General features: G+C 61.1%; 14 protein-coding genes and 1 pseudogene. 10 read left to right on the top strand and 5 right to left on the bottom strand.

The annotated features are described in order from the left end of the window. Positions 1–10: 10 nt before the first annotated feature. Entirely contained in the window at positions 11–244 is a 234-nt protein-coding gene (gene rpmB / locus Q7C33_RS04550) for a 50S ribosomal protein L28 (RefSeq protein WP_003177273.1), read from the bottom strand. A 436-nt stretch (positions 245–680) separates the two neighbouring features. Here rpmB and Q7C33_RS04545 point away from each other — a divergent pair, with 436 nt between their 5' ends. Next, the gene (locus tag Q7C33_RS04545; protein WP_407682911.1) at positions 681–2,270 is read left to right on the top strand and encodes an ABC transporter substrate-binding protein; all 1,590 of its coding nucleotides are present in this window, start codon (positions 681–683) and stop codon (positions 2,268–2,270) included. 88 nt (positions 2,271–2,358) lie between these two features. Here the strand turns inward: Q7C33_RS04545 and radC are convergent, their stop codons facing one another. Beyond that, complete coding sequence (radC, locus tag Q7C33_RS04540; RefSeq protein ID WP_030138212.1) at positions 2,359–3,033, bottom strand: RadC family protein; 675 nt, start codon at positions 3,031–3,033, stop codon at positions 2,359–2,361. 145 nt (positions 3,034–3,178) lie between these two features. Between radC and coaBC the strand changes: the two genes are divergently transcribed. The 4 genes and pseudogenes from coaBC (at position 3,179) to argB (ending at position 7,435) form a co-directional block, all read left to right on the top strand. Next, positions 3,179–4,387: a bifunctional phosphopantothenoylcysteine decarboxylase/phosphopantothenate--cysteine ligase CoaBC gene (gene coaBC / locus Q7C33_RS04535; protein ID WP_030138213.1), complete on the top strand. Its 1,209-nt coding sequence runs from the start codon at positions 3,179–3,181 to the stop codon at positions 4,385–4,387. A gap of 5 nt (positions 4,388–4,392) precedes the next feature. Beyond that, positions 4,393–4,848, top strand: a complete 456-nt coding sequence (dut, locus tag Q7C33_RS04530) for a dUTP diphosphatase (RefSeq protein ID WP_030138214.1) — start codon at positions 4,393–4,395, stop codon at positions 4,846–4,848. Positions 4,849–5,098: 250 nt separating this feature from the next. Beyond that, a pseudogene (locus Q7C33_RS04525) lies at positions 5,099–6,502 on the top strand (phosphomannomutase/phosphoglucomutase); the annotation flags it as partial. A 27-nt stretch (positions 6,503–6,529) separates the two neighbouring features. Next, positions 6,530–7,435, top strand: coding sequence for an acetylglutamate kinase (gene argB / locus Q7C33_RS04520; protein ID WP_030138216.1), 906 nt, complete (start codon positions 6,530–6,532; stop codon positions 7,433–7,435). A gap of 225 nt (positions 7,436–7,660) precedes the next feature. Here the strand turns inward: argB and pyrE are convergent, their stop codons facing one another. Then, positions 7,661–8,305: an orotate phosphoribosyltransferase gene (pyrE, locus tag Q7C33_RS04515; RefSeq protein ID WP_060740059.1), complete on the bottom strand. Its 645-nt coding sequence runs from the start codon at positions 8,303–8,305 to the stop codon at positions 7,661–7,663. An 83-nt stretch (positions 8,306–8,388) separates the two neighbouring features. On the opposite strand from pyrE, the gene Q7C33_RS04510 reads away from it, so the two are divergent. Beyond that, on the top strand, positions 8,389–9,168 hold the full coding sequence (locus Q7C33_RS04510; protein WP_013694557.1) for an exodeoxyribonuclease III: 780 nt from the start codon (positions 8,389–8,391) through the stop codon (positions 9,166–9,168). A 177-nt stretch (positions 9,169–9,345) separates the two neighbouring features. On the opposite strand, the gene Q7C33_RS04505 is transcribed toward Q7C33_RS04510, so the two are convergent. Both Q7C33_RS04505 and rph read right to left on the bottom strand, forming a co-directional pair. Further along, the gene (locus tag Q7C33_RS04505; protein ID WP_198796211.1) at positions 9,346–9,714 is read right to left on the bottom strand and encodes a DUF4870 domain-containing protein; all 369 of its coding nucleotides are present in this window, start codon (positions 9,712–9,714) and stop codon (positions 9,346–9,348) included. A gap of 30 nt (positions 9,715–9,744) precedes the next feature. Then, a complete protein-coding gene (gene rph / locus Q7C33_RS04500; protein WP_003177262.1) occupies positions 9,745–10,467 on the bottom strand; it encodes a ribonuclease PH in 723 nt (240 codons plus the stop codon). A gap of 262 nt (positions 10,468–10,729) precedes the next feature. Between rph and Q7C33_RS04495 the strand changes: the two genes are divergently transcribed. The 4 genes from Q7C33_RS04495 to spoT all read left to right on the top strand — a co-directional run bounded on the left by Q7C33_RS04495 (position 10,730) and on the right by spoT (position 14,823). Next, entirely contained in the window at positions 10,730–11,593 is an 864-nt protein-coding gene (locus tag Q7C33_RS04495; protein ID WP_407682910.1) for a YicC/YloC family endoribonuclease, read from the top strand. Between the two features lie 12 nt (positions 11,594–11,605). Then, complete coding sequence (gmk, locus tag Q7C33_RS04490; protein ID WP_030142175.1) at positions 11,606–12,226, top strand: guanylate kinase; 621 nt, start codon at positions 11,606–11,608, stop codon at positions 12,224–12,226. Between the two features lie 167 nt (positions 12,227–12,393). Continuing rightward, on the top strand, positions 12,394–12,657 hold the full coding sequence (gene rpoZ, locus Q7C33_RS04485; RefSeq protein ID WP_003177259.1) for a DNA-directed RNA polymerase subunit omega: 264 nt from the start codon (positions 12,394–12,396) through the stop codon (positions 12,655–12,657). A 60-nt stretch (positions 12,658–12,717) separates the two neighbouring features. Continuing rightward, entirely contained in the window at positions 12,718–14,823 is a 2,106-nt protein-coding gene (gene spoT / locus Q7C33_RS04480; protein WP_407682909.1) for a bifunctional GTP diphosphokinase/guanosine-3',5'-bis pyrophosphate 3'-pyrophosphohydrolase, read from the top strand. Positions 14,824–14,833: the final 10 nt, after the last annotated feature.

The following is a 14,833-nucleotide window of genomic DNA, read 5'->3' as shown; positions in this document are numbered from 1 at the left end:
ATTAGCTCCCTTAAACCTTGCCATCGCGACGAAGTTCGGCCAGCACGACACTGATGCCACGCTTGTCGATGATGCGCATGCCCTTGGCAGATACGCGCAGACGTACGAAACGTTTCTCTTCTTCAACCCAGAAGCGGTGATGCTGCAGGTTCGGCAGGAAACGACGACGGGTTTTGTTGTTTGCGTGGGAAATGTTATTCCCAGTCACCGGACCCTTACCGGTAACTTGACAGACTCTAGACATGCCTCAGCCCTCTAAAACCACATGCCCAACCCGGCATGGGTTGGCCGCTTAATCTCTCAGTCATTTGGCGCCAGGCGCCGCGTTTCTTTAAGGGTCTTACCGGCTACACCTACAGTGAAGGAACCGGGCCCCTAGAAAAGAGCGCTGCTTTATACCAGAAAGACCCAGGCACAACAACAGCCGTTGTGATTTGTCTTCCTGGGGAATCTTCGAGCAAGCGCCCCGGACGGCGGGGGCAGAGGCTGGCGCAGCCCTTTACCGCTCGTCGCTGCACGCAGGTAATTTTTCACTGGCACCCGATGGGAACCTGAGTACAGCGCCGCAGAGTGCCGGAAAATGCAAAAAGGGGATAGTCATTTACCGGCGAGCCCACTAGGGTAGGCCTTTTCCAGACTGCACTCGCAGATGGGCCTCCGACCTGCACAGGAAATCAATCATGCGCCTCGCTGCCCTACCCTTGTTGCTCGCCCCTCTGCTGATCAGCCCGCTGGCCCAGGCCGCCGCCCTGAGCGTGTGTACCGAGGCCAGCCCGGAGGGGTTCGACGTCGTTCAATACAACTCGCTGACCACCACCAATGCTTCCGCCGACGTGCTGATGAACCGCCTGGTGGATTTCGACACGGCCAGCGGCAAAGTGGTGCCGAGCCTGGTCAGCAGTTGGGACGTCTCGCCCGACGGCCTGACCTATGTCTTCAAGCTGCGGCCACAGGTCAAGTTCCATCACACCGACTATTTCACACCGCGCCGCGACCTGACGGCCGAAGACGTCAAGTTCAGCTTCGATCGGATGCTCGATCCGGCCAACCCTTGGCATAAAGTTGCGCAAAGCGGCTTCCCCCACGCGCAGTCCATGCAACTGCCTGCGCTGATCACCAAAATCGACGCACTCGACCCGCTGACGGTGCGATTCACGCTGGACCACGCCGACTCAACCTTCCTGGCCACGCTGAGCATGGGTTTCGCGTCGATCTATTCAGCCGAATATGCCGACCAGTTGATGAACGCCGGCAAGCCGGAACAGCTCAACAGCCAACCCATCGGCACTGGCCCGTTCATTTTCAACCGCTTTCAGAAAGACGCCTCGATTCGCTACAAGGCCAACAACGAATATTTTGGCGGCAAGCCTCAGGTAGACCCCCTTATTTTCGCCATCACCCCGGACGCCAACGTCCGATTGCAGAAATTGCGGCGCAATGAATGCCAGATCGCACTGTCGCCCAAGCCACTGGACGTACAGGCCGCCAAGCAAGAGCCCACGTTGAAAGTGGAACAGACTGACGCCTTCATGACCGCCTTCCTGGCGATCAACAGCCAGCATCCGCCATTGGACAAGCCTGAAGTCCGCCAGGCGATCAATCTCGCCTTTGACAAGCCCAGCTACCTCAAGACCGTTTTCGAGGGCACCGCCGAAGCGGCCAACGGCCCTTACCCACCGAACACCTGGAGCTACGCGAAAAACCTGCCCGGCTATGCCCATGATCCGGCCAAGGCTCGGGAGTTGTTGGCCAAGGCTGGTTTGAAGGAAGGCTTCAAGACCACTATCTGGACTCGCCCCTCCGGCAGCCTGCTCAACCCCAACCCGAGCCTGGGGGCACAGTTGCTGCAATCGGACCTGGCAGAGATCGGCATCCAGGCGGAAATCCGCGTGATCGAATGGGGCGAGCTGATCCGCCGCGCCAAGGCCGGCGAACATGACCTGTTGTTCATGGGCTGGGCCGGGGATAACGGCGATCCGGACAACTTCCTCACCCCGCAATTTTCCTGCGCCGCGGTGAAGTCCGGGACCAACTTCGCCCGTTATTGCAACCCGGACCTGGACAAGCTGATCAGCGCCGGCAAGACCACTGGCGAGCAAGGTGTACGCACCAAGCTCTACGAGCAGGCCCAGGCGCAGATCCAGCAGCAGGCCCTTTGGCTGCCCTTGGCACACCCCACCGCCTTCGCACTGACCCGCAAGGATGTGCAGGGGTATGCGGTGAGCCCGTTTGGGCGCCAGGATTATTCGAACGTCAGCTTCAAGCCGTAAGCTTCAAGCTTCAAGCTTCAAGCGCAAGTCAAGAGCAGACCGCATACAGCCCTGGCTTGCCGCTTGAAGCTGATAGCTTGCCGCTGCTTCACATCCACCCACACTCCGCCATGGACAGTGGCTCCCCATCGCCAACGATGAAATGGTCCAATACCCGCACATCGATCAGCTCAAGCGCTTCCTGAAGCCGCTCGGTGAGCGCTCGATCGGCTTGGCTGGGCTCGGTGTTGCCGGAGGGGTGGTTGTGGCACAGGATCACGGCAGCGGCGTTGTGGGCCAATGCCCTCTTGACCACTTGCCGGGGATGGACACTGGCGCTATCGATCGAGCCGCGAAACAGCGCCTCGAAGGTCAGCACCTGGTGCTTGGAATTGAGAAACAGGCACCCAAACACCTCGTGGGGCTCGTGGCGCAGCATTGATTTCAGATAGTCACGAACCGCGAACGGGCTTTCCAGCGTGGTCTTCTCCCGTGCCCGTTCAGCCAGATGCCGACGACTCATTTCCTGAGCAGCCTGAAGCTGGGCAAACTTTGCCGGTCCGAGCCCCATATGGTTACTGAAGGTGATCTGATCCGCTTCAAGCAGCGCGCGCAGGCTGCCAAATTGGATCAAGAGTTGTCGCGCCAGGTCCACCGCGCTTCTGCCCGCCACACCCGTGCGTAAAAATATCGCCAGCAACTCGGCGTCCGAAAGGCTCCCCGCTCCCGACGCCAATAACCTTTCCCGCGGCCGCTCGGCCACGGGCCAATCCCGAATACTCATGGCATCTCCCTGATAGTGGGCGCCGCTGTTCCGTAGCGGACGCTGTGATATCTTAGCCCATCTTTTTTGCAGGCGATTTGCACCCAGGCAGGCTCATGCCGAGGGTTTCGCCCTGCACTGACCACTGAAATCGAAAGGCAGGCCTATGCAGCGGCTGTATCGGAAACGCATCGTTCTGGGCGTCGGCGGCGGCATTGCTGCCTACAAGAGCGCCGAGCTGGTTCGCAGGCTTATCGACCAGGGCGCGGAAGTGCGGGTCGTCATGACCCGTGGCGGCAGCGAGTTCATCACGCCGCTGACCATGCAGGCCCTGTCCGGCCACCCGGTCCACCTGGATCTGCTCGACCCGGCGGCCGAAGCCGCCATGGGTCATATCGAACTGGCCAAGTGGGCCGACCTGGTGCTGATCGCCCCGGCGACGGCCGATCTGATCGCTCGCCTCGCCCAAGGCATTGCCAATGACCTGTTGACCACCCTGGTGCTTGCCACGGACGCAGTGGTCGCCGTGGCACCGGCCATGAACCAGGCGATGTGGCGCGACCCGGCCACCCAGGCCAACCTGCAACTGCTTGAAAGCCGCGACCTGAAAGTCTTCGGCCCGGCTTCCGGCAGCCAGGCCTGCGGCGATGTCGGCATGGGCCGCATGCTCGAGGCCACCGACCTGGCCCAGTGCGCCGCCGACTGCTTCAAACGCGAGGCCCTGACGGGCAGGCACGTGCTGATCACCGCCGGGCCGACCCAGGAAAACATCGACCCGGTGCGCTATATCACCAACCACAGCTCCGGAAAGATGGGCTTCGCCCTGGCCGAAGCCGCCGTGGAGGCCGGCGCCCGGGTGACGCTGATCACCGGCCCCGTGCACCTGCCAACGCCGGACCGCGTGACCCGTATCGACGTGGTCAGCGCCCGAGACATGCTTGCAGCCTGCGAAGCCGCCATCCCGTGCGACCTGTTCATCGCCTCGGCGGCAGTGGCGGACTACCGCCCTGAAGTCGTCGCCCCGCAAAAATTGAAGAAAGACCCTACGAGCGGCGACGGCCTGCTCCTGCAAATGGTGCGCAACCCTGACATCCTGGCCACCATCGCCACCCGCCCCGACCGTCCATTCAGCGTGGGCTTCGCCGCCGAAACCGAACACCTGCTCGATTACGCCGCGCGTAAGCTCAAGGACAAGAATCTGGACCTGATCGTCGCCAATGACGTCGCCAACCCGAGCATCGGCTTCAACAGCGAAGAAAACGCCTGCAGCGTGATCGACCGCCAGTTGCACGCCACGCTTTTCGCCCAGACCAGCAAGGGCAAGATCGCCCGCCAACTGATCACTTTCATCGCCGAACGGCTGAACCAGGTTTAATTTCAATGCACGCTCTACAAGCCAAGATCCTCGACCCACGCATTGGCAACGAATTCCCGCTGCCGCAATACGCCACACCTGGCTCCGCCGGCCTCGACCTGCGGGCCATGCTCAAGCAGGACACGGTGCTGGAACCAGGCCAGACCTTGCTGATTCCGACCGGCCTGTCGGTCTACATCGGTGACCCGGGCCTTGCCGCGCTGATCCTGCCACGCTCGGGCCTGGGCCATAAGCACGGCATCGTGCTGGGCAACCTGGTGGGCCTGATCGACTCCGATTACCAGGGCGAATTGATGGTGTCGTGCTGGAACCGCGGCCAGACCGCTTTCAACATCGCCGTGGGCGAGCGCATTGCCCAACTGGTGCTGGTGCCGGTGGTCCAGGCCCACTTCGAGCTGGTCCAGGAATTCGACGAAAGCCAGCGTGGCGCAGGTGGTTTCGGGCATTCCGGGAGCCATTGAGCCACATATCCAGCCGGGTGCCCTGCCCGGCTGCTTTATTAAGCTTCTGTTTCAGGACGAAAAATGCGCGACGGCTGGCGACGAGGTTTCCCATCCGGAATCAACGTTTTAGACGGTTCAGACCGGGGTAACGCTGTCTCATGGCACTTTCCCACCGCGAACTCTCTGCCAAAAACGTCGTCATACCCTTCAGCTTGAGCCTGCCGACACCCAATGTCGGCCTGTCCAGTCACCTTCCTGATAGAGCGCCCCGCCCATGAACACCCCAGCCGCAATCGCCCCGATCTTTCCTGACAGCATCTTCCGCGCCTACGACATCCGTGGCGTCGTGCCGGAAACCCTGACGGCTGAAACCGCCTACTGGATTGGCCGTGCCATCGGCTCCCAGAGCCTGGCCCAGGGCGAACCGAACGTGAACGTCGGCCGCGATGGTCGCTTGTCCGGCCCGGAGCTGGTCGAGCAACTGATCAAGGGCATTGCCGACAGTGGCTGCCACGTCAGCGATGTCGGCCTGGTGCCAACACCGGCGCTGTACTACGCCGCCAACGTGCTGGCCGGCAAATCCGGCGTGATGCTCACCGGCAGCCACAACCCGTCGAACTACAACGGCTTCAAGATCGTCGTCGCCGGCGACACCCTCGCCAACGAGCAGATCCAGGCACTGCACACCCGCCTCAAGACCAATGACTTGAGCAGCGGCCAAGGCAGCGTGACCAAGGTCGACATTCTGCCGCGCTACAACGACGAGATCGTCAAGGACGTGAAACTCGCCCGCCGCCTGAAAGTGGTGGTCGATTGCGGCAACGGCGCGGCTGGCGTGATCGCCCCGCAACTGATCGAAGCCCTGAACTGCGAAGTGATCCCGCTGTTCTGCGACGTTGACGGCAACTTCCCGAACCACCACCCGGACCCGGGCAAGCTGGAAAACCTGCAGGACCTGATCGCCAAGGTCAAGGAAACCAAGGCAGACCTGGGCCTGGCCTTCGACGGCGATGGCGACCGCGTGGGCGTGGTGACCGAGACCGGCAGCGTCGTGTTCCCGGACCGCCTGTTGATGCTGTTCGCCAAAGACGTGGTGGCACGCAACCCCGACGCCGAAATCATCTTCGACGTGAAATGCACCCGTCGCCTGGTACCCCTGATCAAGGAATACGGCGGTCGTCCGCTCATGTGGAAAACCGGTCATTCCTTGATCAAGAAGAAAATGAAACAAAGCGGTGCCCTGCTGGCCGGCGAAATGAGCGGCCACATCTTCTTCAAGGAACGCTGGTTCGGTTTTGATGACGGTATCTACAGCGCCGCGCGTCTGCTGGAGATCCTCAGCAAGGAGAAATCCACCGCGGAAGAGCTGTTCGCGACCTTCCCGAACGATATTTCTACGCCAGAAATCAATATCCATGTGACCGAAGAGAGCAAATTCAGCATCATTGATGCACTGCACGACGCCCAGTGGGGCGAAGGCGCCGAACTGACCACCATCGATGGCGTTCGGGTCGACTATCCACACGGCTGGGGCCTGGTTCGCGCGTCCAACACCACACCGGTGCTGGTACTGCGCTTCGAGGCCGACAACGAAGCCGAACTGCAGCGCATCAAGGACGTGTTCCACGCCCAACTCAAACGTGTTGCACCTGATCTCCAACTACCGTTTTGATTTTTTGAAGCACTACCGGAGCCCTGAATGACCCTCGAACGCGAAGCCGCCGCCAACACCGCCAAGGTCCTGTCCGAAGCGTTGCCTTATATCCGACGCTACGTCGGCAAGACCCTGGTGATCAAATACGGCGGCAACGCGATGGAAAGCGAGGAGCTCAAGACCGGCTTCGCCCGCGATATCGTGCTGATGAAGGCCGTGGGCATCAACCCGGTGGTGGTGCACGGTGGTGGCCCGCAGATCGGTGACCTGCTCAAGCGCCTGTCGATCGAGAGCCACTTCATCGATGGCATGCGCGTTACCGATGCGCAGACCATGGACGTGGTGGAAATGGTCCTCGGCGGCCAGGTCAACAAGGACATCGTCAACCTGATCAACCGCCACGGCGGCAGCGCCATCGGCCTGACCGGCAAGGACGCTGAGCTGATTCGGGCGAAGAAGCTCACCGTTACCCGCCAGACCCCGGAGATGACCCAGCCGGAAATCATCGACATTGGCCAGGTGGGCGAAGTGGTCGGCATCAACACCGACCTGCTGAACCTGCTGGTCAAGGGCGACTTCATCCCGGTCATCGCGCCAATCGGCGTGGGCGCCAACGGTGAGTCGTACAACATCAACGCCGACCTGGTGGCCGGTAAGGTTGCCGAGGCACTGAAGGCCGAGAAGCTGATGCTGTTGACCAACATTGCCGGCCTGATGGACAAGACCGGCAAGGTCCTGACCGGACTGTCGACCCAACAAGTCGATGACTTGATCGCCGATGGCACGATCTACGGCGGCATGCTGCCGAAGATTCGCTGCGCGCTGGAAGCGGTACAAGGCGGCGTCGGCAGCTCGCTGATCATCGATGGTCGTGTGCCGAATGCGATCCTGCTGGAGATCTTCACCGATACCGGCGTGGGCACGCTGATCAGCAATCGCAAGCGTCCGTAAGCAATACCCTGAAAAAAAGACCCCGCTCAACCTGGTTGAGCGGGTCTTTTTTTACACCACTTTTTCAGATGATGCTTTTGTGGCGAGGGAGCTTGCTCCCGCTCGGCCGGGCTGGCGCTCCAGTGCGCAGCGACCGTAAAGATATTAGGGCCGCTGCGCCCGAAGCGTCGGACCGACCCAGCGGGAGCAAGCTCCCTCGCCACAAGATCAAAATCATCGGGCTTCTTAGACGCCGAACTGCGCTCGATAAGCCTCAACCGCAGGCAGATGCTGCTTGAGCTGCGGATCGTCGGCCAAGAACTCCAGCACCTGGTTCAGCGAGACAATGCTGATCACCGGGATGCCGAAGTCGCGCTCCACTTCCTGGATCGCCGACAGCTCACCGTTGCCGCGCTCCTGGCGGTTCAGGGCGATCAGCACGCCGGCGGCCTTGGCGCCTTCTTGCGAGGCGATGATCTGCATCACTTCGCGGATGGCGGTGCCGGCGGTGATGACGTCATCGATGATCAGCACGTCGCCGGTCAGCGGCGCGCCGACCAGGCTGCCGCCCTCGCCGTGGGCCTTGGCTTCCTTGCGGTTGAAGCACCAAGGCAAGTCGCGGCCATGGTGCTCGGCCAAGGCGACGGCGGTGGTGGCGGCCAGGGGGATGCCTTTGTAGGCGGGGCCGAACAAGACGTCGAACGGAATGCCGCTCTCGACGATGGCCGCGGCATAGAACCGGCCCAACTGCGCCAGCGCGGTTCCGCTGTTGAACAGGCCCGCATTGAAGAAGTACGGGCTGGTGCGCCCGGACTTGAGGGTGAACTCACCGAAGCGCAAAACGCCGCGATCGATGGCAAAGCGAATGAAATCGCGCTGATACGCCTGCATGAAAAAAAGCCTCAAATACCGCGGATTTAGCTAAATAGGTACACGGCGTGTATCATACACGCACGTGATTTTTGGGGCCATTTATGCGGATCATCAGTGTGAACGTCAATGGTATTCAGGCTGCAGTCGAGCGTGGTTTGCTCAGTTGGCTGCAAGCACAGAATGCCGACGTCATCTGCCTGCAGGACACCCGCGCCTCCGCCTTTGAACTGGACGATGCAGCCTTCCAACTGGATGGTTACTTCCTTTATGCCTGCGATGCCGAAGTCCCCGCCCAGGGTGGCGTGGCTCTGTACTCGCGGCTGCAACCGAAGGCTGTCATCAACGGTCTCGGTTTCGAGACGGCGGACCGCTACGGGCGCTACCTGCAAGCCGATTTCGACAAGGTCAGCATCGCGACCTTACTGCTCCCATCGGGGCAGAACGGCGATGAAGATTTGAATCAGAAATTCAAGTTGATGGACGACTTCGCCCGTTACCTTGATAAACAGCGGCGCAAACGTCGCGAGTACATCTACTGTGGCTCGCTGTACGTGGCGCAACAGAAGCTGGATATCAAGAACTGGCGCGACAGCCAGCAATCTCCTGGTTTCCTGGCGCCGGAACGGGCCTGGATGGACGAGATCATTGGCAACATGGGTTATGTCGACGCCCTGCGTGAAGTCAGCCGCGAAGGCGACCAGTACAGCTGGTGGCCGGACAACGAGCAGGCCGAGATGCTCAACCTCGGCTGGCGTTTCGACTACCAGTTGCTGACGCCTGGGCTGCGCCGCTTCGTACGCAGCGCCCGCCTGCCGCGCCAGCCTCGGTTCTCGCAGCATGCGCCGCTGATCGTGGACTACGACTGGACGTTGACGATCTAAGTGTCATCCGCAGCTACAAAAAAACCGACTGCAATGTCGGTTTTTTTGTGGGCGTTGAAGACCCATTGTGGGAGCGAGCTTGCTCGCGATGGCGGTGGATCATTCAACACCGATGCTGAATGAAAAATCGCTATCGCGAGCAAGCTCGCTCCCACAGGGACAGGCGTTTACTGATCGTTATTTGACCAACCGCCAGGTGAACGGATAGCGATACGGCTGCCCTTCATTGGCCTTCACGCCAGCGATGATGGTCAGCACCAACGCACCGATTGCCACCAGGCCAAACAGGAAGAAACCGATCACCACGATCATCAGCAGCAAGCTGATAGCCGCGGCGATCGCCACAGTGATTTGGAAGTTCAGCGCTTCCTTGCCCTGGGCATCGATGAACGGGTCGGATTCACGCTTGATCTGCCAGATGATCAGCGGGCCGATCAGCGAACCGAACGGAATGAAAATCCCCACCAGCGCAGACAGGTGACAAAACATCGCCCATTGCCGCACTTCTCTGCTCGGCTGGGGCAACAGGACTTGCTCATCACTCATGACATTCTCCTTGTCTGAAGCGCACAACGATCAGTCGGCCAGGGCGGCCTTTTGCAATTCGAAGATTTCGTTCATGCCTTTCTTCGCCAGCTCCAGCATAGCGTTCAATTCTTCCGGCTGGAACGGCGCGCCTTCGGCAGTGCCCTGGACTTCGATGAAGCCACCGGCGCTGGTCATCACCACGTTCAGGTCGGTCTCGGCGGCGGAGTCTTCCAGGTAGTCCAGGTCCAGCACCGGCTCGCCCTGGTACATGCCCACCGACACGGCGGCGATCATTTGCTTGAGCGGGTCGCCGCCCTTCAGGCCGCCGCGCTTCTTGATCACTTTCAAGGCATCGACCAGCGCAACCATGGCACCGGTGATGGAAGCAGTGCGAGTGCCACCGTCAGCCTGGATCACATCGCAGTCGACATACAGCGTGACGTCGCCCAGCTTGGACATGTCCAGCGCGGCGCGCAGCGAACGACCGATCAGGCGCTGGATTTCCAGGGTCCGGCCGCCCTGCTTGCCACGACTGGCCTCACGCTGGTTCCGCTCGCCGGTTGCGCGCGGCAGCATGCCGTATTCGGCGGTCAGCCAACCTTGGCCCTGCCCCTTGAGGAAGCGAGGCACGCCGTTTTCGACGCTGACGGTGCAGATGACTTTGGTATCACCGAATTCGACCAGTACAGATCCCTCGGCGTGTTTGGTGTAGTTGCGGGTAATGCGGATCGAGCGAAGCTGATCGGCAGCGCGACCACTTGGACGTTTCATAGGGAACACCTGTACAGAGGACGGAAAACTGCTGGGCATTATAGAGCCGTGGACCGCCATAGGGCATATCTAAAAAGCCGACGCGACGGGTGAACACGCTAGAGACCCCGGCCGACGGGCTGCAGCGCTTTGTAACCGGAGCTGTTTGGGCACTGCGTCCCACTGCGCTACAATCCTGCGCCTTTGCTGCCCTGCGGCATTTATCCACAAGTCCCAGGCGCCACGACCACCGTTGTGGCTGCCTGCATTGCGAGGAACCTCCATGGTGCACAGCATGACCGCCTTCGCCCGCGTCGAGAAGGCCGGCGCCCAAGGCACGCTGAGCTGGGAACTGCGCTCGGTCAATAGCCGCTACCTGGAGCCGCACCTGCGCTTGCCCGAGTCCTTCCGCGACCTCGAAGGCGGCGTGCGCGAAGCGCTGCGCCAGGGCCTGTCCCGGGGCAAGCTGGAATGCACTCTGCGCTTTACCGAAGAAAGCAGCGGCAAGACGCTGCAGATCGACCGCGAGCGCGCGGCGCAACTGGTCGCCGCCGCAGAAACCGTCGCCAGCCTGATCAAGAATCCCGCCGCCCTGAATCCACTGGAGGTCCTGGCCTGGCCGGGCGTACTGGTAGGCGACGCGAGCGATCCCCAAGCGCTGAATGCCGAGGCGCTGGCGTTGTTCAATCAAGGCCTGAAGGAACTCAAGGCCGGTCGCGAGCGCGAAGGCGCGGAGCTGGCCCGGCTGATCAACGAGCGCCTGACCTCCATTGAAGAAGACGTCATCACCCTGCGCGAGCTGGTCCCGCAGATGCTCGCCACCCAGCGCCAGAAAGTCCTCGACCGCTTCGCCGACATGAAGGCCGAGCTGGACCCGCAGCGCCTGGAACAGGAAATGGTCATGCTCGCGCAAAAAAGCGACGTGGCTGAAGAACTGGATCGACTGAGCACCCACATCATCGAAGTTCGCCGGGTGCTCAAGTCCGGTGGTGCGGCCGGTCGCCGCCTCGACTTCCTGATGCAGGAGCTCAACCGCGAGGCCAATACACTGGGCTCCAAAGCCTTCGACCCGCGCAGCACCCAAGCGGCGGTCAACCTCAAGGTGTTGATCGAACAAATGCGCGAACAAGTGCAGAACATTGAGTAAGGCTAACCCGACATGACCCACAGCACCGGCACTCTCTACATCATTTCCGCGCCTTCGGGCGCCGGCAAGACCAGCCTGGTCAAGGCCCTGATCGACGCAGAGCCGCAGATCCGCGTTTCGGTCTCCCACACCACCCGCGCCATGCGCCCGGGTGAAGTCAACGGGGTGAACTATCACTTCGTCGATCGTGAGGAGTTCGTGAAGATGGCCGAGCACGGCGACTTCCTCGAACGCGCCGAAGTCTTCGGCAACCTCTACGGCACTTCGCAAAGCTATTTGCAGCAGACCCTCGACGAGGGCCACGACCTGATCCTGGAAATCGACTGGCAGGGCGCCGAGCAAGTTCGCAAGCTGATGCCCCACGCCCGTTCGATCTTCATCCTGCCGCCGAGCCAGCAAGCCTTGCGCCAGCGCCTGACCAACCGCGGCCAGGACAGCGATGAAATCATCGAAGGCCGGATGCGCGAAGCGGTCAGCGAAATGAGCCATTACGTCGACTACGATTACCTGATCATCAACGACGATTTCGCCCATGCACTGGATGACTTGAAGGCGATTTTCCGCGCCAGCCAGCTCCAGCAAAAACGCCAACAGCAACGTTTCGGTAAATTATTGGCCGAACTGCTGGGCTGAACAGCCCTTCCCAAAACCGCTGCGACGGCTTTACATTGGTACTCGCAGCGCGCCGAGGGGCTTGATCAAAAAATCAGCGCTTCCCTAAACGCTGGTGTTTTTTTAAACTGTCGAGTCCGCTCGCCCAACCGGGCAGCGCGCATATTGCATTCGCTCCGAGGAATACCATGGCCCGCGTAACCGTTGAAGACTGCCTAGAACACGTGGAAAACCGCTTTGAGCTGGTCATGCTCTCTACCAAGCGTGCCCGTCAACTGGCCACCGGCGGCAAAGAGCCATTGGTCCAGTGGGAAAACGACAAGCCTACCGTGGTAGCGCTGCGTGAAATCGCCGAAGGCCTGATGAGCTACGAGTTCATCGCCAACGCTGAAATCGTTGAAGACGAACCGCTGTTCGCGGCGTTCGAGGACGAGTCCAACGAGGCGGTCTAAGCCTATGCCTGGTCGACGTAGCACGGCGCGGGGTCACAGCAGACGGCAGGAGTCATCATCATGCCGAGCATAGACGCCCTCGCCGATCGCTTATCGGCCTACCTCGGCACGGACCAGGTCAACCTGGTCCGCCGAGCCTATTTCTACGCCGAACAAGCCCACGACGGCCAGCGCCGCCGCAGCGGCGAGGCGTACGTCACGCACCCGCTTGCGGTGGCGAATATTCTTGCCGACATGCACATGGACCATCAGAGCCTGATGGCGGCCATGCTGCACGACGTGATCGAAGACACCGGCATTGCCAAGGAAGCGCTGCAAGCGCAGTTCGGCGAAACCGTGGCCGAACTGGTCGACGGGGTCAGCAAGCTGACCCAGATGAATTTCGAGACCAAGGCCGAGGCCCAGGCCGAGAACTTCCAGAAGATGGCCATGGCCATGGCCCGCGATATCCGCGTGATCCTGGTCAAGCTCGCCGACCGGTTGCACAACATGCGCACCCTGGAAGTGCTCTCCGGCGAAAAGCGCCGGCGCATCGCCAAGGAAACCCTGGAAATCTACGCCCCCATTGCCAATCGCCTGGGCATGCATGCGATCCGCATCGAGTTCGAGGACCTGGGTTTCAAGGCGATGCACCCGATGCGTTCGGCGCGGATCAACCAGGCCGTCAAGCGCGCCCGGGGCAACCGCAAGGAAATCGTCAACAAGATCGAAGAGTCCCTGAGCCACTGCCTGGCAATCGACGGCATCGAAGGCGAAGTCAGCGGACGGCAGAAACACCTCTACGGCATCTACAAGAAAATGCGCGGCAAGCGTCGGGCCTTCAACGAGATCATGGACGTCTACGCGTTCCGGATCATCGTCGACAAGGTCGACACCTGCTACCGCGTGCTGGGTGCCGTACATAATTTGTACAAGCCGCTGCCGGGGCGCTTCAAGGATTACATCGCGATCCCCAAGGCCAACGGCTACCAATCGCTGCACACCACGCTGTTCGGCATGCACGGCGTACCGATCGAAATCCAGATCCGCACTCGCGAAATGGAAGAGATGGCCAACAATGGCATCGCGGCCCATTGGCTGTACAAATCCAGCGGCGACGAGCAACCCAAGAGCACTCACGCCCGCGCGCGGCAATGGGTCAAGGGCGTGCTGGAAATGCAGCAGCGCGCCGGTAACTCCCTGGAGTTCATTGAAAGCGTAAAGATCGACCTGTTTCCAGACGAGGTCTACGTCTTCACGCCCAAAGGCCGGATCATGGAGCTGCCCAAGGGCTCCACGGCCGTGGACTTTGCCTACGCCGTGCACACCGATGTGGGCAATAGCTGCATCGCCTGCCGCATCAACCGCCGCCTGGCACCGTTGTCCGAACCGCTGCAAAGCGGCTCCACGGTGGAAATCGTCAGCGCCCCCGGCGCGCGCCCCAACCCGGCGTGGCTCAACTTCGTGGTCACCGGCAAGGCCCGCACGCACATCCGCCACGCGCTGAAGCTGCAACGCCGCTCCGAGTCCATCAGCCTCGGCGAACGCCTGCTGAACAAGGTCCTGAACGGTTTCGACAGCTCCCTGGACAAGATCCCGGCGGAACGCGTGCAGGTCATGCTCAACGAATACCGTCTCGAATTGATCGAAGACCTGCTTGAAGACATCGGCCTGGGCAATCGCATGGCCTACGTCGTCGCCCGTCGCCTGCTCGGCGAAGGCGAACAATTGCCGAGCCCCGAAGGCCCGCTGGCGATTCGCGGCACCGAAGGCCTGGTGCTCAGTTATGCCAAGTGCTGCACGCCAATCCCGGGTGACCCGATTGTCGGCCACCTGTCTGCCGGCAAGGGGATGGTGGTGCACCTGGACAACTGCCGCAATATCAGCGAAATCCGCCACAACCCGGAGAAATGCATCCAGCTTTCATGGGCCAAGGATGTCACCGGCGAATTCAATGTCGAGCTGCGGGTCGAGCTGGAGCACCAGCGCGGCCTGATCGCCCTGCTGGCCAGCAGCGTCAACGCCGCCGACGGCAACATCGAGAAAATCAGCATGGACGAACGCGATGGCCGCATCAGCGTCGTCCAGCTGGTGGTCAGCGTGCACGACCGCGTACACCTGGCCCGCGTGATCAAGAAACTGCGCGCCCTGACAGGGGTTATCCGCATTACGCGGATGCGTGCATAGCTCTGCAAAC

Source organism: Pseudomonas sp. BP11-1-1, assembly GCF_052112105.1.
GTDB lineage: Bacteria > Pseudomonadota > Gammaproteobacteria > Pseudomonadales > Pseudomonadaceae > Aquipseudomonas > Aquipseudomonas alvandae.
The sequence above is the reverse complement of the archived record's forward strand: the minus strand, read 5'-3'. Positions and strand labels throughout refer to the sequence as shown.